Origin of the sequence: Pseudoclavibacter soli DSM 23366, from assembly GCF_000423505.1 — a bacterium.
GTDB lineage: Bacteria > Actinomycetota > Actinomycetes > Actinomycetales > Microbacteriaceae > Pseudoclavibacter_A > Pseudoclavibacter_A soli.
This window is the reverse complement of the sequence record NZ_AUIC01000005.1, coordinates 82992-105435: the sequence shown is the minus strand read 5'-3', so window position 1 is coordinate 105435 and position 22444 is coordinate 82992. Positions and strand designations below refer to the sequence as shown.

19 protein-coding genes and 1 tRNA gene are annotated in these 22444 nt (G+C 65.3%); 9 read left to right on the top strand and 11 right to left on the bottom strand.

Translation table 11 applies throughout. From position 1 onward, the window contains the following. Positions 1 to 7: 7 nt before the first annotated feature. The 9 genes from tmk to sp36 form a co-directional block, all read right to left on the bottom strand. Positions 8 to 664: a dTMP kinase gene (gene tmk / locus G557_RS11955; protein WP_051224769.1), complete on the bottom strand. Its 657-nt coding sequence runs from the start codon at positions 662 to 664 to the stop codon at positions 8 to 10. 2 nt (positions 665 to 666) lie between these two features. Continuing rightward, positions 667 to 3390: a type I DNA topoisomerase gene (gene topA, locus G557_RS0105580; RefSeq protein WP_028245271.1), complete on the bottom strand. Its 2724-nt coding sequence runs from the start codon at positions 3388 to 3390 to the stop codon at positions 667 to 669. A gap of 103 nt (positions 3391 to 3493) precedes the next feature. Further along, a complete protein-coding gene (locus G557_RS11950) occupies positions 3494 to 3847 on the bottom strand; it encodes a hypothetical protein (RefSeq protein ID WP_051224707.1) in 354 nt (117 codons plus the stop codon). Continuing rightward, a complete protein-coding gene (locus G557_RS11945; protein WP_036961477.1) occupies positions 3844 to 4185 on the bottom strand; it encodes a TadE family type IV pilus minor pilin in 342 nt (113 codons plus the stop codon). Before G557_RS11945 ends, G557_RS11950 begins: the two co-directional genes overlap by 4 nt. Next, complete coding sequence (locus tag G557_RS11940) at positions 4163 to 4384, bottom strand: DUF4244 domain-containing protein (protein WP_425414035.1); 222 nt, start codon at positions 4382 to 4384, stop codon at positions 4163 to 4165. Before G557_RS11940 ends, G557_RS11945 begins: the two co-directional genes overlap by 23 nt. 197 nt (positions 4385 to 4581) lie before the next feature. Continuing rightward, the gene (locus tag G557_RS0105560; protein WP_028245270.1) at positions 4582 to 5547 is read right to left on the bottom strand and encodes a type II secretion system F family protein; all 966 of its coding nucleotides are present in this window, start codon (positions 5545 to 5547) and stop codon (positions 4582 to 4584) included. After that, positions 5544 to 6491, bottom strand: a complete 948-nt coding sequence (locus tag G557_RS0105555; protein WP_028245269.1) for a TadA family conjugal transfer-associated ATPase — start codon at positions 6489 to 6491, stop codon at positions 5544 to 5546. Before G557_RS0105555 ends, G557_RS0105560 begins: the two co-directional genes overlap by 4 nt. A gap of 95 nt (positions 6492 to 6586) precedes the next feature. After that, positions 6587 to 7057 carry a RidA family protein gene (locus G557_RS0105550; protein WP_036961473.1) on the bottom strand — a complete coding sequence of 157 codons (471 nt, stop codon included), beginning with the start codon at positions 7055 to 7057 and terminating at the stop codon, positions 6587 to 6589. Then, positions 7057 to 7209, bottom strand: a complete 153-nt coding sequence (gene sp36, locus G557_RS13915) for a Sp36 family protein (protein ID WP_156877086.1) — start codon at positions 7207 to 7209, stop codon at positions 7057 to 7059. Before sp36 ends, G557_RS0105550 begins: the two co-directional genes overlap by 1 nt. 41 nt (positions 7210 to 7250) lie before the next feature. Here sp36 and G557_RS11935 point away from each other — a divergent pair, with 41 nt between their 5' ends. From G557_RS11935 to G557_RS0105515, 6 genes are all read left to right on the top strand, one after another. After that, positions 7251 to 9620, top strand: coding sequence for a penicillin-binding protein (locus G557_RS11935; RefSeq protein WP_051224705.1), 2370 nt, complete (start codon positions 7251 to 7253; stop codon positions 9618 to 9620). 2 nt (positions 9621 to 9622) lie between these two features. Continuing rightward, positions 9623 to 10546: a metallophosphoesterase gene (locus tag G557_RS0105535; protein WP_028245267.1), complete on the top strand. Its 924-nt coding sequence runs from the start codon at positions 9623 to 9625 to the stop codon at positions 10544 to 10546. A gap of 23 nt (positions 10547 to 10569) precedes the next feature. Further along, positions 10570 to 10646 (top strand) — tRNA-Pro (locus G557_RS0105530). 53 nt (positions 10647 to 10699) lie between these two features. Continuing rightward, positions 10700 to 11683, top strand: coding sequence for a glycosyltransferase family 2 protein (locus G557_RS14225; RefSeq protein ID WP_051224703.1), 984 nt, complete (start codon positions 10700 to 10702; stop codon positions 11681 to 11683). 33 nt (positions 11684 to 11716) lie between these two features. Continuing rightward, the gene (locus G557_RS13720) at positions 11717 to 13669 is read left to right on the top strand and encodes a DEAD/DEAH box helicase (protein WP_211220529.1); all 1953 of its coding nucleotides are present in this window, start codon (positions 11717 to 11719) and stop codon (positions 13667 to 13669) included. A 60-nt stretch (positions 13670 to 13729) separates the two neighbouring features. Beyond that, entirely contained in the window at positions 13730 to 15817 is a 2088-nt protein-coding gene (locus tag G557_RS0105515) for a M3 family metallopeptidase (protein ID WP_028245266.1), read from the top strand. 4 nt (positions 15818 to 15821) lie between these two features. Here G557_RS0105515 and G557_RS0105510 read toward each other — a convergent pair whose 3' ends face one another. After that, positions 15822 to 17780 carry a potassium transporter Kup gene (locus G557_RS0105510; protein WP_245542778.1) on the bottom strand — a complete coding sequence of 653 codons (1959 nt, stop codon included), beginning with the start codon at positions 17778 to 17780 and terminating at the stop codon, positions 15822 to 15824. A gap of 45 nt (positions 17781 to 17825) precedes the next feature. Beyond that, positions 17826 to 18551, bottom strand: coding sequence for a purine nucleoside phosphorylase YfiH/LACC1 family protein (locus G557_RS13320; RefSeq protein ID WP_028245264.1), 726 nt, complete (start codon positions 18549 to 18551; stop codon positions 17826 to 17828). Between the two features lie 59 nt (positions 18552 to 18610). Between G557_RS13320 and G557_RS11915 the strand changes: the two genes are divergently transcribed. Genes G557_RS11915 through G557_RS0105490 form a run of 3 tightly spaced genes read left to right on the top strand, consistent with a single transcriptional unit; the run spans position 18611 to position 22435 of the window. Continuing rightward, positions 18611 to 20056: a glycoside hydrolase family 30 protein gene (locus G557_RS11915; protein ID WP_051224700.1), complete on the top strand. Its 1446-nt coding sequence runs from the start codon at positions 18611 to 18613 to the stop codon at positions 20054 to 20056. Positions 20057 to 20065: 9 nt separating this feature from the next. Next, positions 20066 to 21436, top strand: coding sequence for an MFS transporter (locus tag G557_RS0105495; RefSeq protein WP_028245263.1), 1371 nt, complete (start codon positions 20066 to 20068; stop codon positions 21434 to 21436). 9 nt (positions 21437 to 21445) lie between these two features. After that, positions 21446 to 22435: a DMT family transporter gene (locus G557_RS0105490; RefSeq protein ID WP_051224698.1), complete on the top strand. Its 990-nt coding sequence runs from the start codon at positions 21446 to 21448 to the stop codon at positions 22433 to 22435. Positions 22436 to 22444 lie beyond the last annotated feature (9 nt).

The window sequence follows — 22444 nt, the reverse complement described above, 5'->3', positions numbered from 1 at the left end:
GGTCAGTCTATCGGTCGCCTCTGACACCCACGGCGGCCTCGGCAGCGAACCATTCGTCGACCGCCTGCCGCACCTGCGCATCCACCCGCTCTGGAACCTGATCGGCCGAGACCACACGGAACCGCTCGGGCTCGGCTGCGGCGAAGCGCAGAAAGGCGTCACGCACACGCTGGTGAAAGTCGATGTGCTCGCGCTCGAGGCGATCGGGCGCCCCGGCGCCGCCAGCCACACGAGCCAGCGCGGTGGGCACCGGCAGGTCGAGCAGGATGCTCAGGTCGGGCAGCAGCCCACCGGTCGCCCAGAGCGACAGCTCACGGATCTCACGGGCGCTGAGTTCGCGCCCACCGCCCTGGTAAGCCACAGACGAGTCGAGGTAGCGGTCGGAGATGACCACTGCGCCACGTGCCAGCGCCGGTTCGACGACCTCGGCGACGTGCTGAGCACGATCAGCCGCGTAGAGCAGTGCCTCTGTGCGTGACGCAATTGGCCCCTCAGTATGCAGCAGCAGCTCACGCAGTTCGCGGCCGAGTGCGGTCGCTCCCGGTTCGAGCGTTTCGACCACCTCGTGCCCCTGTTCGCGCAGCCCCAGCGCCAGCTGATGGATGCGCGACGACTTGCCAGCTCCGTCGATGCCCTCGACGCTGATGAACACGCCTCGGCTCATCATCACTCGCCGTCGGCAGGCTTGGCGGTCGTGGTCTTCTTCGCCGCAGGCTTCTTCGCCGGAGCCTTCTTCGCCGTTGACTTCTTTGCGGTCGCCTTTTTTGCGGTGCTGGCGCGTTTGGTCGTGGTCTTCTTCTTGGCCGGACCCTTCTCGCGCTTGATCGCCAACAGCTCGACAGCACGCTCGTACGTCAGCTGCTCGGGGTCTTCGGCCTTGGGCACCGTGGCATTGACCGTGCCATCGGTGACGTACGGCCCAAAGCGGCCAGATTTCACCACGATGGGCGCTTCACTCACCGGGTCTGGCTTGTCGAAGCTGCGCAACGGAGGAGCAGCCGCACGGCGACCGCCGTATTTCGGTTGAGCGAGCAGCTGCTTGGCCTCGTCGAGCGTGATCGCGAAGATCGCATCTTCGTCGGGCAGCGAACGTGTCTCTTTGCCGTGTTTGAGATACGGGCCATAGCGACCGTTGAGCGCCTCTACCGGCACCTCGTCGAGGTCGCCAACCACTCGAGGCAGACTGAGCAGTCGCAGCGCAGTGGCCAGATCGACGGTCTCTGGCTGCATCGACTTGAACAGTGATGCCGTCGGCGGCTTGACCCCCTTGGGCCACTCTTCGCCCTCGGGCAGCACCTCGGTGACATAGGGGCCAAACCTGCCGTCTTTGACCACGACGGTGTGCCCGGTGTCGGGGTTCTCACCGAGCTCGCGGGCACCGATCACCGGCGCGTCAACGATCTCCTGCGCACGCGCAGCGGTCAGTTCGTCGGGTTCGAGCCCCTCGGGCAGATTCACTCGACGCACCTCGTCGCTGTCGGGCTGGGCGACCTCGAGGTACGGGCCGTATTTGCCGATGCGCAACGTAATGGTGTCGGTGATGTGCGTTGAGTTGATGTCTCGCGCATCGATCTCGCCGAGGTTGTCGATCACCGAGCGCAGCCCCGGATGGTCGCCCTCGCCAAAGTAGAACTGGCTGAGCCAGTGGCGGCGGTCTTCCTGCCCGGCGGCGATGCGGTCGAGGTCGCTCTCCATGCCTGCCGTGAAGTCGTAATCGACCAGCGAGGCGAAGTGCTGCTCGAGCAGGCGCACCACCGAGAAGGCGGTCCAACCGGGCACCAGGGCCTGGCCCTTCGGCGTGACATACCCACGGTCGACGATCGTCGAGATGATCGCAGCGTAGGTTGAGGGGCGCCCGATGCCGAGCTCTTCGAGCGTTTTGACCAAGCTGGCCTCCGTGTAGCGCGGCGGCGGCAGGGTCTCGTGCTGTTTGGCTTCGCGCTCAAGCACCGACACGAACTGCCCTGCGGTCAGCGGCGGCAGGCGGTGCTCACGTTGGCTGGCGCGCTCGTCGTGGTCATCGTGACGAGTGGCATCACGGCCTTCTTCATAGGCGTCGAGAAAGCCCCGGAAGGTGATCACCGTGCCGGATGCGGTGAACTCGGCCTGCAGCGCCGTGCCTTTGTAAGCCAATGTGGCTGTTGCCGTAGAGCCCGTGGCGTCGGCCATCTGTGAGGCGACCGTGCGCTTCCAGATCAGGTCGTAGAGCTTGAGTTCGTCTGCGCGCAGGTTGGATGCGACCTCGCGCGGCAGCCGGAAATGGTCGCCCGAGGGGCGGATCGCCTCATGTGCCTCTTGCGCGTTCTTCGACTTGCTGCTGTAGACCCGCGGCTTCTCGGGCACGGACTGTGCGCCATAGAGCTCGGTGGCCTGAGCCCGGGCGGCGGTGATCGCCTGGTGCGAGAGACTCGATGAGTCGGTTCGCATGTAGGTGATGTAACCGTTCTCGTACAGCCCTTGGGCGACACTCATGGTCTGCCGGGCAGAGAAGCGCAGCTTGCGTGCGGCCTCTTGCTGCAGCGTCGACGTGGTGAACGGCGCCGCTGGTCGGCGGCGATACGGCTTAGACTCGACGTTGCTGACTTCGAGGCGTGCCGACTCGAGGGCCTTGGCGAGCTGCTGAGCCTCTTCTGAGGTGACCACGTGAGCCGCGCTCTTGAGCTCGCCTTTGTCGCTGAAGTCACGACCGGTGGCGATGCGCACTCCGCCGAAGGACTGCAGCCGTGCCTCGAAGGTTGGCTCGTCGGCGCTGGTCTGCGCCTCGACCGTGACGTCCCAGTATTCAGCTGAGTGGAAGGCGATGCGCTCACGCTCGCGATCGACCACCAAACGCGTGGCCGCCGACTGCACACGACCGGCAGACAGCCCCGGCCCCACCTTTCGCCACAGCACCGGCGAGATCTCGTAGCCGTAGAGTCGGTCGAGGATGCGGCGGGTCTCTTGAGCGTCGACGAGCGCCACGTTCAGATCGCGAGTCTGCTCTTTGGCCTTGGAGATCGCCTCTTCGGTGATCTCGTGGAACACCATGCGACGAACCGGCACCTTGGGCTTGAGCACTTGCAGCAGATGCCAGGCGATCGCCTCTCCCTCGCGATCTTCATCGGTTGCGAGGTAGAGCTCGTCAGCGTCTTTCAACGCTCGTTTGAGTTCAGCGACTGTCTTCTTCTTTGAAGCGGAGACCTCATAGTAGGGCTCGAAACCATTGTCGACGTCGACTGAGAATTTGCCGAGCGCGCCCTTCTTGAGCTCTGGCGGAAGGTTCTTAGGCTCGACCAGATCACGCACATGCCCGACCGAGGCGAGCACAGTGTAATCTTCGCCGAGGTATTTGCCGATGGTCTTGGCCTTCGCCGGAGACTCCACGATGACCAGTCGCTTGGTGTGTGCCACGTGTTCCTCACCCCGCAAATTCGCGGTTGCTGTGGTTGTGCGGCCAACTCAGGCCTGCCGATTCCTCAATATAGGGTAGCGCCGGTGTGAACGACAAACGACGTCACCCGGTTGGTCGGCCGCCATGGGCCGTGGCCGACATCGACCCGAACACGCTGTCATGATGCAGAACGACCAACATGCCCCGCTCGGTGGCCGTGCACTCAGCCACATCGAACCCGTTGAGCCGAGCGATGCGCGCCGCCACGTCGCAAGGCACGCCGGCAGTGATGCCGCGCCGGGCATCCGCCGCACTCACTGCCGCAGCGTCAGCCGCGGCACGCAGCAGCGCATGCTGCCGCAGCCCTACAACGATCAGGGCCAGAGCCATGAGCAGCGCAGCGGCGGCAGCGACGAGCGCCACGCCAACCGCCACGCTGCCATCGCTGGTGTGCCAACCGCTCAATTTGGGAGTCATCGGCCACCAGCCGGTGCACATACCCGGGCCGGCACATCGATAGGCACCGGCCCAAAGACGGCACGCACGGATGCGGTCACACAGACCACGTCTGATGCGTAATCAATCTGCAGAGCAGACCCTGGCGCCACTCGCGCAGCGAGCGAACGAGCCTGCTGCTCAGACTCGCCCCGAGCCAGGCTGCGTGCTGTGGCGCCAGCTGCCTCGGCAGCGACGGCGGTGCGTGCCGCAATCACGCCGGCTTGCACGATGAACGCCACAAACAGGGCGATGATCGGCAGCACCACAGCAAGCTCGACGGTGGCCGAGCCCGCCTCACGGTGCCGAGTTAAGCGCATTGCGCACGAGGTTGGTGAGTATCTCGCGCACTTCATCGCCGCGCAGGATGACCACGAGCAACCCAGCGAACCCCACCGCAGCAAGCAGCGCGATTGCGTACTCTGCCGTGGCGGCACCAGTCTCGTTACGCCACAACTGAAGACGCCGCAGCAGCCCGGGCCGCGTGCGGGCGTTGCTGTGGCTAGGCACTGGTGGCACTGGGTGTGACCCCTCAGTTTGGGCGTTGAGTCGGGAAAAGGGTAGACGTCGCATGTTCGCTCCTCTGCTGCTGAATCTGTGGAATGTGACCAGCCTGCCGTTCGCTGGCAACCAGCACGAGTGAATACGGGCGCCTGTGGATAGATCTGCCGCGAATTCGTGCTGTGCAGAAACAGTGGACGACGGCTGTTGCCGCTTCAGCCCAGCCCGGCCAGTGTCGAGAAGAGTATGGAGGCGATCATCGGCAGGATGGCAACCACCACGAACGCCGGCAGCGAGCACAACCCAAGCGGCAATAGCAGGCGCGATTCGAGCTGAGCAGCGCGCACTCGCAGACGGGCCTGACGAGCATGCGCGAGTTCGTCGAACTGAGCGCGAAGCAGGTCGAGCATGGGCACACCCGAGCGCCGCCAAAGTGCGATCAACTGCTGGAGGCGCTGCCGCTCGTCATCACGATCGTCGTGCGCTCCGACGCGCATCAGCCACCGGTCTGTCTCGGCGCAGGCCGACGCTGGATCTCTGCCAGCCTGCACGCCGAGGCCAACGCACAGCAGCAGCAAGCCGTCAGAGTGGTCGGTCTGGGTCAGTCTGCGCAGCATGCGCCGATGCCACCGAGCACCACCGAGTGTCAGACCGGCACCCACGAGCAGACACCCCCACCCGAACGGGGTACCGAGCAGCACGCCGAGCGCATCGACGCCCATGAGCACTGACAGCCCCAGGCCGAGCAGCGGCAGCATCTGCAGCACTCGCGCGGTGCTCGTCGGCCCGGCAGAGACCACCTCGGCTTCGAGACGTGCTTGGTCAACCCGGTCGAGCATGCTGCTCACTGCCTTGAGCGCGCTGGCCAGAGGGGCCCCAGTCTGCTCGGCGACGCCCCAAACCACCGCGAGCGCCGCCCACGCTTCAACCGCGCGAATATGCTCCGTTGAATGATTGCGCCCGAAGCGCAGCGGACGATGGCGCAGCGTGACAGAAGTGGCCAATGCGGCATGCGCCACCCCCTGACGAGGCGCAGTCGCAACAGTCTGTTCACTGAGCGCACGCACAAGTTCTGTTGCAGAGCCTCCCACCAAGCGCAAGGCATCGATCGGGCTGACCCCCGCATCGACCAGCGCCGCGACCGCCCGAGCAACACCCGCCACCTCTGCCGCGGCGCTCACGTGGCCGTACCCGCCAGCAGCTCAGTCTGCAGTCGACCTCGTTCATCGAGTCTCAGGCGACCGAGTTGTTCAAGCCTGCGACGCCCCGAAGTGCGCCCCACGTGCAGCAGCACATTGAATGCGCTGGCTGCCTGACGAGCCAGGGCCTCAGGAGAGAGCCCGCCGAGCAGCCCGAGCGCCTCGAGGCGAGCCGGCACATCGTGCACAGAGTTGGCATGAATGGTGCCCGCGCCCCCGCGATGCCCGGTATTGAGCGCCGACATCAGCTGGGTGAGTTCAGCACCACGGCACTCGCCCACAACAATGCGATCGGGCCGCATGCGCAGGGCCTGTCGCAGCAGTAGGTCGAGACCGATGCCGCCACGCCCGTCTGCGTTGGGCTGCCTCGCCTCGAGCTGCACCACGTGCGGGTGCGCGACCGCCAGCTCGGCGACGTCTTCAACGCAGAGGATGCGCTGGTCATGCGGCACCTCGGCCAACATTGCACGCAGCAGAGTGGTCTTGCCAGCACCGGTCGGCCCACTCACCAGCACGTTGTCGCCTCGATGTACCATCTGCGCGAGCATCTCGTGCTGCTGTGGCTGCAGCATGCCCGCCGCCACCAGCTGAGTGAGCTGAGTGAGCCCCGGCTGCGGCACTCGGATCGACAACTGCACCGCGGCCACCGCGATCGGCGGCAACACCGCATGCACCCGCAGATCGCCCAGACGCACGTCAACGAACGGCGTGGCGTCGTCGAGGTGACGCCCGCCGGCACTGATCACCGCCATGGCCAGCGTGCGCAGGCGTTGGTGGTCGCCCAGGCGCAGCGGAACCGGCTCAAGGCCAGCCCCGCGATCGATCCAGATTTGGTCGGGGCCGTTGACCAGCACGTCGGTGACGCCAGGCAGCTCAATCAGTGATCGAAGTGGCCCGAGGGCACCGAATGCAGGATGTTCGCGCATGCCTCCAGCGTTGCTCGGATGCGCTCGTCGCACCATCCACAGCAGGCACCTGTGTACAGATTCGGCTCACGTTGAGCCTGTGCATAACCGGCGGGCTAAGCCACCTGCACCGTGATCTCGACCTCGACCGGCGAGTCGAGCGGCAGCACAGCCACGCCCACCGCGCTGCGCGCGTGCACCCCGGCGTCACCGAAGATCTGCTGCAGCACCTCGCTGGCGCCATTGATGACCGCGGGTTGCGCGGTGAACGCCGGGTCGCTGGCCACAAAGCCAACGACTTTGACCACACGCACGATATGGTCGACGCCGCCGGCCGCAGCCGCAGCCGCAGCGACTGCGTTCAGGGCAGCCGTGCGGGCGAGATCGGCGGCGACCTCGGCAGTCACCTCTGCACCGACCTTGCCGGTGTGTGCCAGCGCGCCGTCGACGAACGGGAGCTGACCCGAGGTATGCACCAGGTCATCCACCCGCAGCGCCGGTGTGTATGCAGCCACCGGTACAGCGACGGGTGGCAGTTCGATGCCCAGCTCGTGCAGGCGAGCTGAAGGAAGTACCTGTTCGCTCATCACTCGGCCTCTCGCTTGAAGTAGGCCACGGGCCCGCCGGTGGGGCCTTCAATGACCTGGACGAGCTCCCAGCCCTCTGAACCGAAGTTGTTCAGAATGGCCTGAGTGTTGTGAATCAGCAGCGGCGCGGTGAGGTACTCCCACTTCGGCATAGGTGGCTCCGTTCATAGGTTTATCGCGTACGATCTACTCTATGTCCTCGCAGCATCCCGGCCTTCGCGAATCCAAAGGACGCGCAATCGTCCGTTATATCGCCGCCACTCTGGCCCTCGGTCTCGCACTCACCGGTCTGACCGCTCCTGCGCTCGCCGCCATCAGCGTCTTCGGTGGCGATGCCCTGAACATCGCTAAGACACTGCCCGCCGAGCTCGCCAATGTCGAGCTGCAGAGCCCCTCGACGCTCTATGGCAAAGTCGATGGCCAAGATGTCGCCTTCGCGACGTTCTATGAGAAGAACCGCATTCCGCTGACTTCCGAGGAGATCCCCGACATCGTCAAGAACGCCGTGGTCGCCATCGAAGACCCGCGCTTCTACGAACACGGTGGTGTCGATTTCCAGGCCGTCGCTCGCGCCGCGCTGCAAAACCAGACGGCCGGTTCTACTCAGTCAGGCGCTTCGACCATCACTATGCAGCTGGTGCGCAACCTGCGCATCGAGGCTGCTGAGTGGGAAGATGACGACGACGCCATCGCTGAGGCTCGCGCCGAGACTGCGACCCGCAAGCTGCTCGAGATGCGCTACGCAATTGGTCTCGAGCAAAACTACACCAAAGACCAAATACTCACCAGCTATCTGAACTTTGCCAGCTTCGGCGGCAACGTCTACGGCATCGGCGCGGCCGCCGAGTACTACTACGGCAAGAGCGCGGCCGATCTCACACTGCCCGAAGCTGCGCAGCTGGTCAGCGTCTTTCCCTCACCCAACGCCTACAAAGTCGACGACGAGGCCAACCTCGAGGCCGCTCTGGCTCGTCGCAACCTCGTGCTGCAGCGCATGAACGAGCGCGGCTACATCGACGATGCCACCTATCAGGAGGCGGTCAACACACCGATCACTCCACACATCACGCAGCAGTCACGTGGCTGTGAAGCCGCACTCTACGACGCCAGCTACTTCTGCGACTATGTGGTCAACCTGATCCGCAACGACAGCTCGTATGGCGAGACCGCCGAAGACCGCATTGCGCTGCTGCGCCGCGGCGGACTGCAGATCTACACCACCATCGACCTGAACCTGCAGCAAGAGACCCAGGCCGCCATCGACAAGAACATCAACCGCACCGACAAGATCGGTGCAGCCTCGACCATCATGCAGGTGGGCACCGGGCAGATTCTCGCCATGGCGCAAAACCGCACCTTCTCACAGTCGTCAAGCGACGACTCAGACCTGAGCAAGACCGCGGTCAACTACAACACGAACTCTGACACCGGTGATTCGCAAGGGTTCCAGCCCGGGTCGGTATACAAGGTCTTCACTCTGCTCGACTGGTTGAAGAACGGGCACTCGTTGAATGAGAAACTCAGCGCGCCCGTGACGACCCTGAACCAAAAAGACTTTCCAGACCGCTGCAAAGACGGCGGCTGGGTCGGCACGTGGAAGCTCCAGAACTCCGAGAGTTTCGGCTCCTCCTTTGACGTGAGTTATGCCACAAAGCACTCGATCAACACGGGCTTCGCGGCAATGGCCAAGCAGCTCGACCTGTGCGATATTCGCGATACCGCCGAGTCATTCGGCATCACCACACAGGCAAACGGCAACGAGCTCGACCACCAGCCTGCCAGCATCATCGGCGGTTCGAACAACCTCTCGCCGCTGCAGGTGGCCGGCGCCTACGCTGGCATCTCCAACGACGGCACATACTGCAGCCCCGTTGCGATTCTTCGCGTGGTCGACGGTAACACCGGCGCTGAGCGGCAGATCTCTGGCACACAGTGCTCGCAGGCAGTCACCACAGATGTGGCACGCACAGCCACCTCTGCATTGACGCAGGTGTTCGCATCTGGTGGTACTGCATCCCAAGGCAACCCGAACGATGGGTCTGCCATTGCAGGCAAAACCGGTTCAACCGATTACTACCACCACACGTGGCTGGTGGGTTACACGACAACCACGGTGCAGGCCACTTGGGTGGGCAACGGCACAGGCGCATCCCTGTCTGATCTCCGCTACTACTACATCAAAGGCACCGCTGGCTGGAACGTACGTTTTCAGCTGTTCAAAGACATCCAGAAAAACGTGCATGACTCTTACCCAGGCGCGGCCTCGTTCCCCGCTGCCGATGACACCTCTCTGACCACGAAGTCCGTGGCAATCCCCGATGTCACTGGGCAGTCAGTGTCAGAGGCACAGAGCGCTCTGGAAGATACCGGGTTTGCCGTCGCCATCAGCCCCAATCAGGTGGCCTCTGACACCGTCGACGCCGGAGCCGTGGTCTCTACCGACCCGGCAGCCGGCACCGAGACACCGCTCGGCACAACCGTCACGGTGACGCTCAGCAGCGGCCGCTCCTCCAGCGCATCAAGCGCCCCGTCGACGACTCCGTCGCCCGCCGCCGGCCAGTGAGCATGAATCGGCACCCGATCGCGAGCGCCGCCGGAGCCTTAGCTGCTGCGGGTGCCGCCACCGTGGCATACGCATCGATGATCGAGCGCCGGGCCTACGCGCTGCGCCGAATCGAGGTGCCCGTGTTGTCCGAAGACGCCAGCGCATTTCGTGTATTGCACATCTCTGACCTGCACCTGGCGCCCTGGCAGCGAGATCGTGTGCGCTGGGTGCGCGAACTCGCAGACACTCAGCCCGACCTGGTGATCAACACCGGCGACAATTACGGCCACCGCGATGCCTTCGGCGCTCTGCGTGAGGCACTGGAGCCGCTGCTCGCGGTGCCCGGCGCCTTTGTCTACGGCTCGAATGACTACTTCACCCCGCGGCCAAAGAATCCCGCGGGCTATCTGTTTCGGTCAAGCCATGTTGCGCGCACCACACCAGATATCGACACCACCGAGCTGACGCATCTGCTCGTCGACGCCGGCTGGCACAACCTGAACAATCGCGCTGCAGTGCTCGATATCGCAGGCAGCCGAGTGGCACTGGTCGGCACTGGTGACGCGCACAATGGCCATGCCGATCTCGAGTTGCTCGCCCGCAACCTCACGGCATCCCCCGCCGACGCCGACCTGCTGCTGGGCGTCACGCACGCTCCGTACCGCGCGGTGCTCGACGCGTTCACCACGCTCGGGGCCGATGTGGTGCTCGCCGGCCACACGCATGGCGGGCAGATTCAGCTGCCGTTCGTCGGCGCACTGACCACCAATTGCGATTTGCCCACTGCCTTTGCCAACGGCCTGCACACGTGGCATGCCGGTGACCGCTCGACCCAATTGCACGTGAGCGCAGGGCTCGGCACCTCGATCTACGCTCCCGTGCGCCTGGGCGTGCGGCCCGAGGCGACGCTGCTGACATTGGTGCCACGGGCGAGAACGCGGTAGACTGTTCTGGTTGCATGCAACTTCGGGGTATGGCGCAGCTTGGTAGCGCGCGTCGTTCGGGACGACGAGGCCGCAGGTTCAAATCCTGTTACCCCGACCACATGCTCATGATGCCACCGCGATCATGAGCACACATCGACACAGCGGAGACTCATGAGCGATCAGCGCAAGAAGATCAGCATCTTGGTGCCGGCCTACAACGAGCAAGAGTCGCTGCCCGCACTCTACGCGCATCTCACCGCTCTGGCCGACCGCTTACCGGCATATCGGTTCGAGTTCATGTTCGTCGACGACGGCAGCTCCGACGCCACGATATCGATCATCCGCAATCTTGGCGCCCACGACGATCGCATCGCCTGGGTCGAGCTGTCGCGCAACTTCGGCAAAGAGATCGCCATGATCGCCGGGCTCGACCACGTCACTGGTGACGCCACCGTGCTGCTCGATGCCGATCTGCAAGACCCACCCGAGCTCATTCCCGCCATGATCGAGAAGTGGCAAGAGGGTTACGACGATGTCTACGCCCGCCGCCGTTTTCGCGACGGCGAGACCTGGCTCAAGAAGTTCACCTCGAAGACCTACTACCGACTGCTGCAGCGTTCGACACGCATTCGGCTGCAGCGCGACACCGGCGACTTCCGCCTGCTCGACCGGCGCTGCGTCGAGGCTCTGCGACGCTTTCGCGAGTCAGAGCGATACACCAAGGGTCTGTTCAGCTGGATCGGTTTTCGCAAATACGAGCTGCTGTTCGACCGCGCACCCCGCCAGGCTGGCGTCACGAAATGGAACTACCGCCAACTGACCAACCTCGCCCTCGACGGGCTCACCTCGTTCACCACGGCACCGCTGCGCTGGTCGAGCTTCATTGGAGCCATCGTGTCGGCTGCAGCTTTCGTCTACATTCTCGTCATCGTGCTGCGCACGCTGATCTGGGGCAGCGATCTGGCCGGCTACCCCTCGCTCATGGCCGTCGTGCTCTTTCTCGGCGGTGTGCAGCTGCTGAGCCTCGGCATCATCGGTGAGTATGTCGGCCGCACGTTCCTCGAGTCGAAGGGTCGCCCACTTTATCTCACGCAGGATGTCCGGGTCGCCTCCTCCGAGCCCCCTGCGTCAGGCGCTGATTCGGCTCGCAGTTAGGCAGAACACGCCCTGACACACTACGGTTAGGGAATGACCTCCCCAGATTCTTCGGCTCAGCCCGATGCTGCCCTGACCTTCGCAGACCTCGGACTGCCGCAGCCGCTCGTCGACGCTGTGCGCGACCTCGGCTACGAGACGCCCTCGCCCATTCAGGCGGCGACGATCCCGGCGCTGCTCGCTGGCGGAGACCTCGTGGGGCAGGCCCAGACCGGCACCGGCAAGACCGCCGCATACGCGCTGCCCGTGCTCGCCGACCTCGACCCCAAACAGCGCACACCACAGACACTGGTGCTCGCCCCGACGCGCGAGCTGGCGTTGCAGGTGTGCGAGGCCTTCGAACAATACGCAGCTCATCTCGAGGGCGTCAGTGTGCTGCCGGTGTACGGCGGCCAGAGCTACAGCGTGCAGCTGTCGGCGCTGCGGCGTGGCGTGCAGATCGTCGTCGGCACTCCCGGCCGCATCATGGACCACCTCTCACGCGGCACGCTTGATCTGAGCGCACTGCGTCATCTGGTGCTCGACGAGGCCGACGAGATGCTGCAGATGGGCTTCGTCGAAGACGTCGAGACCGTGCTGGCCAGCACGCCCGAGTCGAAACAGGTCGCGCTGTTCTCCGCGACCATGCCGGCACAGATTCGACGCATCTCGAAGAACTACCTACGTGACCCGCAAGAGATCACGGTCAAGTCGACCACGACGACGGCCAAGAACATCACCCAGCGCTACGTACTGGTGTCGTATCAGCAGAAGGTCGATGCACTCACCCGGTTCCTCGAGGTTGAGGCTTTTGACGCGATGATCGTGTTCGTTCGCACCAAGCACGAGACCGAGACCGTGGCCGAGAAGCTGCGCGCCCGTGGGTTCTCAGCTGCCGCCATCAACGGTGACGTGCCTCAGGCGCAGCGCGAGCGCACCGTTGCTCAGCTCAAGAACGGACAGCTCGACATTCTCGTCGCCACAGACGTGGCCGCCCGCGGTCTCGACGTCGAGCGCATCAGTCACGTCGTCAACTACGACATCCCCACCGACACCGAATCGTATGTGCATCGCATCGGTCGCACCGGTCGCGCGGGTCGTTCGGGTGACGCGATCAGCTTTGTCACCCCGCGCGAGCGCCACCTGCTGCGAGCCATCGAGAAGGCCACGCACCAGCCGCTGACACAGGTGCCGCTGCCCACCGCCGACGAGATCAACGTCACCCGCCTGACCCGCTTCGACGATGCAATCACCCAGGCACTCGAGCGTACGGCCGAGATCGACCAACTGCGCGACGTGGTGAGCCACTACGTGCGCCACCACGACGTGCCTGAGGTCGACGTGGCCGCTGCACTGGCACTGGTCGGCCAGGGCGAGCGACCGCTGCTGCTCGATGCTGAGGCAGAGCAGCGAGCTGCAGCCGAGCAGGCGCAGCACAAGGATGCCCGCCGCGAGCGCGGTGATCGTCGCGAGAACTCCAACGCACGATTCACCACATATCGCATTGCCGTAGGCCGCCGTCAGAAAGTGCAGCCGGGTCATATCGTCGGCGCGTTCGCGAATGAGGGCGGCCTGAGCCGTAACGACTTCGGCGCAATTCAGATTCACCCTGACTTTTCGTTGGTCGAACTTCCGAACAACCTCGACGCCGCCACCCTCGACCGACTCGGGCGCGTACGCATCTCGGGTCAACTTACCGAGATTCGCCCAGACACTCGTGGGGGCATCCGGGCCGACCGTCGCGGCCCCGCTCACCCGCATCGCGACCATGACCGCGCGCACGACGACCGCCCGCGGAAGTCGAAGAAAGACCGCGACAAAGGCGACTGGAAACCCAAGCGCGACCACAACGACAAGGGCGACTGGAAACCCAAGAAAGACCGCGACAAGGGCGACTGGAAACCCAAGCGCGACCACAATGACAAGGGTGACTGGAAACCGAAGAAAGAGCGCAAAGGCGGATCTGACGCACGCCCGTTCCGCAAACCGCGCCACAAAAAAGACTGACGGTCTGACACGGCAAGACGCCGCAGCGCCGTGCTCGCCTAGTCGACGTACGCTGGTGAGATGACTGAGACTGCCGCAGCACCCGTCTTCACCACCGGACTGCCCTATGGGCTGCCCGAGTTCGAAGCCATCACCCACGCCGACTTCGCGCCAGCCTTCGCCGAGGCGATCGCGGCTCACGACCGTGAGATCGTCAAGATTGCCATGGCCGCTGAGCCTCCCTCGTTCGAGAACACGATTGTCGCTCTTGAACGCTCGGGGCGAGCGCTGAACCGGGTGAGTGCGGTGTTCTTCAATCTCGTCAGCACCGACGGAACCCCCGCCATGCTCGACCTCGAAGAAACAGTGAGCGCCCAGCTGGCCGCGCATGACGACGCGATCACCCTCAACTCACAGCTGTTCTCGCGCATCGACGCCGTGTATCAGCAGCGCGAAGGCCTCAACCTCGACGCCGAATCGCGTTGGCTGATCGAGCGGGTGCATCTCGAGTTTCGCCGCAGCGGGGCCGGCCTCGACCAAACAGCTGCCACACGACTGCGCGCGATCAACGAAGAGCTCAGTCGCCTCGGGGCAAGGTTCGGCACGTACTTGCTCGACGAGACCCGCGATCTGGGTGTGCTCGTCACCGACGAGGCCGAGCTTGTGGGTCTCGGAGCCGCCGACCGCGCGGCCGCACGCGAGGCAGCTGCGCAAGCCGGGCATCCTGACGGCTGGCTGATCGATCTGGTGCTGCCCACCGGCCACCCCTGGCTGGCGAAACTGCACGACCGGCCCACACGACAACGCGTCTACGAGGCATCCAGCGCCCGCGGCCGCCGTGGCGGCGCCCACGACACTCGTGCGCTGGCACTGCGCATCGCCACGCTGCGCGCCGAGCGGGCGAGTCTGCTCGGTTTCGACAGCCATGCGGCTTATGTGCTCGCCGACGAAACCGCCGGCTCGCCACAGGCCGTGCAGCGACTGCTGAGCCAGCTCACCTGCCCGGCAGTCGCCAATGCGCAAGCCGAGGCCGATGCGTTGCAAGAGCTGATTGACGACGAAGACGAGCCGTTCGCGTTGCGCCCCTGGGACTGGGATCTCTACACCGAGCGACGGAGGCAGCGCGAGCACGACATCGACTCAGAGCGGCTGACCGAATGGTTCGAGCTCGAGCGAGTGCTCTTCGATGGGGTGTTCTGGGCTGCCGAGCGCCTCTACGACGTGCATCTGCACGAGCGCCACGATCTGCACGGCTACCATCCCGATGTGCGGGTCTTCGAAGTCTGGCGCGCCGGGCAGGGCATTGGCCTGTTTCTGTTCGATCCATATGCCCGCGCTACCAAACGCGGCGGCGCTTGGATGAGCTCGTTCGTCGACCAGTCGCGGCTGCTGGGCGAGCAGGCGGTCGTCGTCAACGTGCTCAATCTGCCCAAGCCAGGGCCGGGCGAGCCCACGCTGCTGTCGATCGACGAGGTCACCACGCTCTTTCACGAGTTCGGCCACGGCCTGCACGGGTTGCTGAGCGACGTCACCTATCCCAGATTCTCTGGCACCAACGTGCCCCGCGATTTCGTTGAACTGCCCAGCCAGTTCAACGAGACGTGGGCGTTCAACCCTGAGGTGCTGGCTCACTGCGCGATCAACGTGCACACCGGCGAGCCGTTGCCAGCCGAGCTGATCGAACGGCTGCGCGAGGCCAAGGCGTTCAACCAGGGGCATGACACCCTTGAATATCTGCAGGCCACGGTCATCGACCTCGCCTGGCATTCGCTGAGCGCCGCACAAGCGGCTGAGCTGCGTGCCCAGGCTGGTGACGATCTGGTGGATGCCCCAGCGGTCGCCGAGCAGTTCGAGCACGACGCATTGCAGCGTGCCGGGCTGCTCTTCTCAAACATTGCCCCACGGTATCGCACGAGCTACTTTCAGCACGTCTTCGCCGGCGGTTACTCGGCCGGCTACTACTCGTACATCTGGAGCGAGGTGCTCGACGCCGACGCCGAACGCTGGTTCGCCGAGCACGGCGGGCTGAACCGCGAGGCCGGTGAGCACTACCTTGAGACACTGCTGCGGCGCGGTGGCAGCCAAGATCCGAAGCTCACCTACGTGCAGTTCCGAGGCCACGAAGCCCAGATCGAACCACTGCTGGAGCGTCGCGGACTGACCGCGTAACGCTTCAGAGCACGGCTTCGGCACCCATTACCACGGTGCGCTCGGGCGGCAGGTGAAACACCTGCGTGCGGTTGGCCGACAACCGCTCGAGCCATCGGAAGAGCCCGCGGCGCCAACGTGACATGCCCGAGCTCGCGCCCGGCTCGATACGAAACACCGACAACACGTAAATGGCCTGCTCGGGGTCAAGGTGCAGCTCTGGCGAGCGCCCCACCGCAAGTCTGAGCGCAGCGGGCACGTTCTGCGAGTCGTTGAAGCCCAAGCGATAAATCACCTGCACGATGCCGTCATCTTCACGCCCCAACGAGTCGATCACCACGCGCTGCTCAATGGGCACATGTGGCACTCTCAGGTTCTTCATGGTGATGATGACCACGTGTTCGTGCAGGGTGTGGCTGAACTGCACGGCCGAGCGCAGCGCGAGCGGCACGGTCTGCGGGTCGCCGTGCGGATACACCGCGACGCCGGGCACGCGCCTGATGTCGCGTTCGTGCAGCCGCTCAACGAATGGTTCGATCGGCCCCTCCATGCGGCGACGCTGCCCGAAGACGACTCGAGCCCCGCGCTGCCAAGTGAGCATCACCGCGACGAGAGCCGCGGCAATGGCGGCAGGCAGCCATCCACCCGAGGGAATCTTCACCACGTTGCCGGCGAACAGCAGCACCTCGAGCACCCCAACGCCGACGGCCATGGCGACGATGCGCCACCAGCGCCAGCCTCGCACTGTGCGGGCGTATACGAGAAAGAGCGTGAGCTCGAGCAGCAGCGTTCCTGTGACGGCCAGCCCGTAGGCCGAGGCCAACCGATCTGACGATCTGAATGCCAGCACCAACACGAGCACGCCGGTGAACAGCAGGGCGTTCACGATCGGCAGATAGACCTGCCCACCGTGCTCGCGTGAGGTCTGCACCACCCGCAGCCGAGGCAGCAGGCTCAGCCGCACGGCCTGACGCACCACCGAGAATGCCCCGGAGATGACCGCCTGCGAGGCGATCACCGTGGCAAGGGTGGCCAACACCACCAACGGCAGGCGCAGCTGCGCCGGAGCCAGCGAAAAGAACGGGCTCTCGATGGCCGCCGGATCGCGCAGCAGCAGCGCGCCCTGCCCCAAATAGACCAGTACCAACGCGGGCAGAATGAGGCTGAGCCAGGCGATCACGATCGGGCGTCGGCCGAAGTGCCCCAGATCGGCGTAGAGTGCCTCGGCGCCGGTCACGGCGAGCACCACCGCTCCCAGTGCGACGAAGGCCACCACCGGGCGCTCGATGGCAAAGTCGAGCGCATACGTGGGCGACAGGGCGCGCAGGATGGCCGGGTCTGCAATCACCCCCGGCGCACCGAGCGCGGCAATCGAGCAGAACCACAGCGCCATGATGGGGCCGAAGGCACGCCCGATGCGGCTGGTGCCACGCGACTGCACCAGAAATAGCAGGGTGAGCACGCAGATCGCGATCGGCAGCACCCACGCAGAGAGATCCCCGTTGAGGGCGTTGAGCCCTTCGGTGGCACTCATGACCGAGATAGCTGGCGTGATCACCGAGTCGCCGATGAACAGCGCCGCGCCGATCACGGCCAGCGTGAGCGTCACCGCAGAGAGTTTCGCTTTGGCCCCCAACCGCCCCGAGATCAACGCGGCCAAGGCAAAGATGCCGCCCTCACCCTGATTGTCGGCGCGAGTGATGATGCCCACGTAGCCCACCGTCACAATGATGATCAGGCACCAAATCACCATCGAGACGGCTCCGAGCACATCGACTTCGTCGAGCATGATGCCATCGTGGGCGGTGAACACCGCGCGCAGCGTGTACAGCGGAGAGGTGCCGATGTCGCCAAAGACGACACCGATCACACCCAGCAGCAGCGCAGGTGCAGCGAGCCCCCGTCGCGGTCTGCCGTCAGGGGTCAGCGGGCTGATCTGTGAGATCGCCTCCGTGGTCAGGGGAACACCCCGTGTATTGCTCACAGAGCTCATCATGGCACGTCGGCGGCGCTGCTGACGACAACGGGGTCACGCGCGCAGTGCGGCCACCACAGCATAGCGGCCGTCAACTGGGCGACGGCCGGCCAGAAACTCACTGTGAGAAAAGAAGCGCCGGTCAGTTGCCGTGTCGATAGCGCTGTGCACCAGCTGCTGCGGCGGCACTCCGGCTGCGGTCAGCTGTCTGGTCACCTCGTCGTCAAATGACCGGCCGCCGCAGCGATGCAGCGGGTACGAGCTGCCGCTGGGAGCTGGCCCCAGCCACGCTGAGACGTCACCGGGGCGGCTGCCAAAGTGCTCGGCCATCCATGCGATGGTGCGCGCACCGCCGCGCTGCTCGACGCTGTGCCGACCAAGGTGGGTGAGTGCGACCACTCGCCGCACGTGGTCGTATGCCACAACCGGCATGCAATCAGCAACCGGCAGCAGCAGCCCTACTCCGGGCTGATCGGTGGCCAGTGCGTCGGATGCCGTGGTCGCGTCTTGGCCGTCGTCTCGCCCGATGCCTCGGCTGCGTTCATCACTGCCGACTGCGCGGTAGCGACAGAAGTCTGCCGTGTCGTAGGTGACATGCACGCGCACCGCCAAGGCCGGGTCAAGGTCAGCCGCTCGAAGCAGACGGCGCCTCGCCCGCACCACCTCGCGTTGTGCAGCCCACTGGACACCGGTCTGGGGCGGCGCCCCGAGCTTCATGCTGCCGTCGCTGATTTCAGAGACGACGATGAGCACATCGGGATGCAGGTGTGCAGTCAGCATGCAGCCAGCCTATGCCCTGTCGGCTGCCGATCCGTGGCAGGGCATGCTTGGATGGGCTCATGAGTTCTGCCGACGTCACACGTGCGTTCACCGCACTGCACAGCGATGCGGCGCAGCTCGGTGCCATCGAGCACGGGCGACTCACGGCTGCCGAGAACACCAGCGCCGATCTCGTAGTGCACACTGAGCCGAGCGCCCGGGGGCAGCGCATGTTGGGTTTCGGTGCAGCGCTGACCCAGAGCGCGGCCCTGGCGCTGCTCGCCCTCGACGAACCGCTGCGCGACGAACTGCTCGTCGAGCTGTTCGCCCCCGACCACTTGGGGCTCAGCGTGCTGCGCGTGCCGATCGGCGCCTCCGACTTCGCCACGCATGCCTACACCTACGCCGACCGACGCGACCCGTCGCTGCGCTCCTTCTCATTGGCGCCCGATGAAGGTGCCGTGCTGCCGGTGCTGCGGCAGATCGCCGACATCGCTCCCGAGATGCACATCGTCGCCTCGCCGTGGTCGCCCCCGGCCTGGCTGAAACGCCCTCGCCACCTCGAGGGTCGTGCACGCGCACGCCTGTGGCGCATGCCGCTGCCCTGGCTGCGCAGCACTCGCCTCGCCGACGCGCACTACGACACCTATGCGCGCTACCTGGTGCGCTATGTCGAGGCCATGGCAGACCTCGGGCTGCCCGTGCACGCGCTGACCGTGCAGAACGAGCCCGGGTTTGCACCGCGCTATCCAGGCATGCGCATGAGTGTTGCCCAGCAGGGGCGCTTCATCGGCGAGCACCTCGGCCCGATGCTCGCCGCGCTGGGCTCGCCCACCCAGATCTGGGCGCACGATCACAATTGGAACTCAGCCGATCGCGTGCTGCAGCTGCTCGACGACCCGCAGGCGCGCGCGTTCATCGATGCCGTGGCCTGGCATGGCTACAACGGCGAGCCGCAGGCACAGACCCGAGTGCACGACGCACACCCCGAGATCGGCACGCACTTCACCGAGATCACCTCATTCGCCGATCGGCAGACGCTGCGCACTGCGCCGATCATCGACGACCTGCACTGGCACATGCGCAACGTCGCCATCGGGGCAACGGCGAACTGGGCACAATCGGTCACATATTGGAATCTCGCCCTCGACGAGACCAGCGGCCCGCGCACGGGCGCACATGTGGCAGGGTTTCTGCGCGGGGTCGTCACCGCTGACCACAGCACCCAGCAGATCGGTCGCGAGGTCGGCTACTGGAGTCTCGCCCATCTGGCCCCGGTGCGCCCAGGCGCCCAGCGCATCCATTCGACCGCCACCGGTCTGAGCGATCTGCATCAGGTCGCCTTCGTCAACCCCGACCAATCGATCGTGGTGCTGCTCGCCTCTGAGTCGCATGAATCACGCCGACTCGCGCTGTCGATCGACGGATGGCGCACACGGCTTGATCTGCCGCCTCGCGACGTGCGCACGATCGTGGTCAGCCCACCGGGTGCCGCACGACACGAAGTGTTCACCCCCGCCCAGTAGCCTTGAGCTATGACTGTCACCACCGCTGCCGTACCTCGTCGACGCATCCTCGGCTGGGCGCTGTGGGATTGGGGCTCCGCGGCGTTCAACGCGGTGGCCACCACCTTCGTGCTCAGTGTGTGGCTGACCAGCGCCGCGTTCGTGGGTGATCGAGATCTGGTGGCCCAACGCAACGACGATCTGGCCGCCGGGCTCACCTCATCGCCGGCGATCGATGCGGTGACTGCCCAGTTGGCCCAGCACTCGAGTTGGCTGGGCTGGGCGCTGTCTGCGGCAGGAGTTGTCGTGGCGCTGGCGGCGCCCGTGCTTGGGCAGCGCACCGATGCCACGGGCGGTCGACGCCGCAGCCTCACGATCACCACGGCCGCAACAGTCGCCTGTCTTGCCGCCATCGCGTTCGTGCATCCCGATGCCAGCCAGCTGTGGTTCGGCATTCTGGCTCTGGCGATCGGCAGCGTCTTCTTCGAGCTGGCCAGCGTAGAGTACAACGCGCTGCTGCCCGAGGTCTCGACTCCCGACAACGTCGGCCGCGTCTCGGGCTTCGGCTGGGGCATGGGCTATCTCGGCGGCATCGTGCTGCTGGCCATCGTGCTGGTGGGTTTCATTCAGCCCGAGGTCGGATGGTTCGGGGTGAGTGACACCGATGGCACACGATACCGCGGCGTCGCCGTACTGTGCGGGGTGTGGTTCGCAGCCTTCGCACTGCCCGTGCTGCTGCAGCGCGACCCGGCTGGCACGCGAGCGCTCGATGCGCGGCCGCGGCAGAGCATCCTTGCGACCTATCGCCGCCTGCTGGCCGACATCGCCTCGCTGTGGCGCACCTCGCGCGACACGGTGTGGTTTCTGTTCTCCAGCGCCGTCTACCGTGATGGCCTGGCCGGAGTCTTCACCTTCGGCGGCATCATCGCCGCCGGCACCTACGGCTTCGGCAGCAGCGAGGTGATCGTGTTCGCCATCGCCGCCAACGTGATCTCGGGCGTGGCCACGATCGTGCTGGGCCTGTTCGAAGACCGTTTGGGCGCTCGTCTGGTCATCGCGGTGTCGCTGATCGGCATGACCATCGCCGCCTTGGCCGTGTTCTTCGGCACCTCGGGCGGCAAAACCGTCTTTTGGATCTTCGGCATGCTGCTGTGCGTGTTCGTCGGCCCCGCGCAGTCGGCCTCGCGAGCGCTGCTGACGAAGTTCATTCCTGAGGGGCGTCAGGGCGAGATCTTCGGCCTTTACGCCACAACCGGGCGAGCAGTCAGCTTTCTGGCACCGGCGGCCTTCGCCGCAGCGGTCGCTCTCGGCGGCGCGCAGATCTGGGGTGTGCTCGGCATTGCCGCGGTGCTGCTACTCGGCCTCGCACTGTTCGCCAAGGTGCGTGTGCCGCACGCCTAAGATGAGTGGATGCACGATCGCCACTCCCCCACATCGCATCGTTCGATGCTCGGCGGGCTTGCCCTGAGCATCCTCGCCGGGCTCTCACTGCCTATGCAGTCCCGCGCCAATGGCGCCCTGGCCGCCGCGATCGACGACAGCGTGGCCGCGGCAGCAGTCAGCTTCGGCAGCGGTTTCGTGCTGCTGGGTATCGCCGCACTCGCGTATCCCGCCGCCCGGCGCGCACTGGGTCGACTGCGCCAAGTGCTGCGTGATCGCACTCTTCCGGTCTGGTACCTGCTTGCTGGTGTGCTGGGTGCGTGGCTCGTGGTCGCCCAGAGCATCAGCGTGCGAGTGTTCGGGGTGGCGCTGTTCAGCATCGCACTCATTGCCGGGCAGACCGTCGGCGGGCTGCTCGTCGATCGACTCGGTTTTCCGCGCAGCACACCGCGCCCGCTGACTGCGACCCGCATCGGTGCTGCAGCGCTGACCGTGGTCGCCGTGGCCTGGTCGGTCTCGGGTGGGCTTCATGCGGGCGACTCGCTGGCGACCACCGCGCTGGTGGCCCTGCTGCCGTTGAGCGCCGGCGTGCTCTCTGGCTTTCAGCAGGGGCTCAACGGTTTCACAAGCACGGTCACCAAGGCTCCCTTTGCCGCAACGTTCATGAACTTTCTGGTGGGCACCACGGCATTGCTGCTGTTGACCGTGGTCACCCGCATCGGCACCGGCAAGGCGCTCGTGCCCACGATGCCGGGAGTCTGGTGGATGTATCTCGGCGGCGCGCTCGGCATCGTCTTCATCTTCAGCGGGGCGTTTCTGGTGCCCCGCATCGGCGTGCTGCGCTTCACCGTCACTGCGGTGGCCGGTCAGTTGACCGGGTCACTGCTGCTCGATCTGCTGTGGCCAGCAGCTGGCTCACAGGTGACGTGGGCTACCATCGGCGGCACACTGCTCACCTTTGCGGCGATCGCTTGGTCGAGCGCCCCAGACCTGCGCCGGGCGCGACGGCTCGGCGACTGACCAATGGAT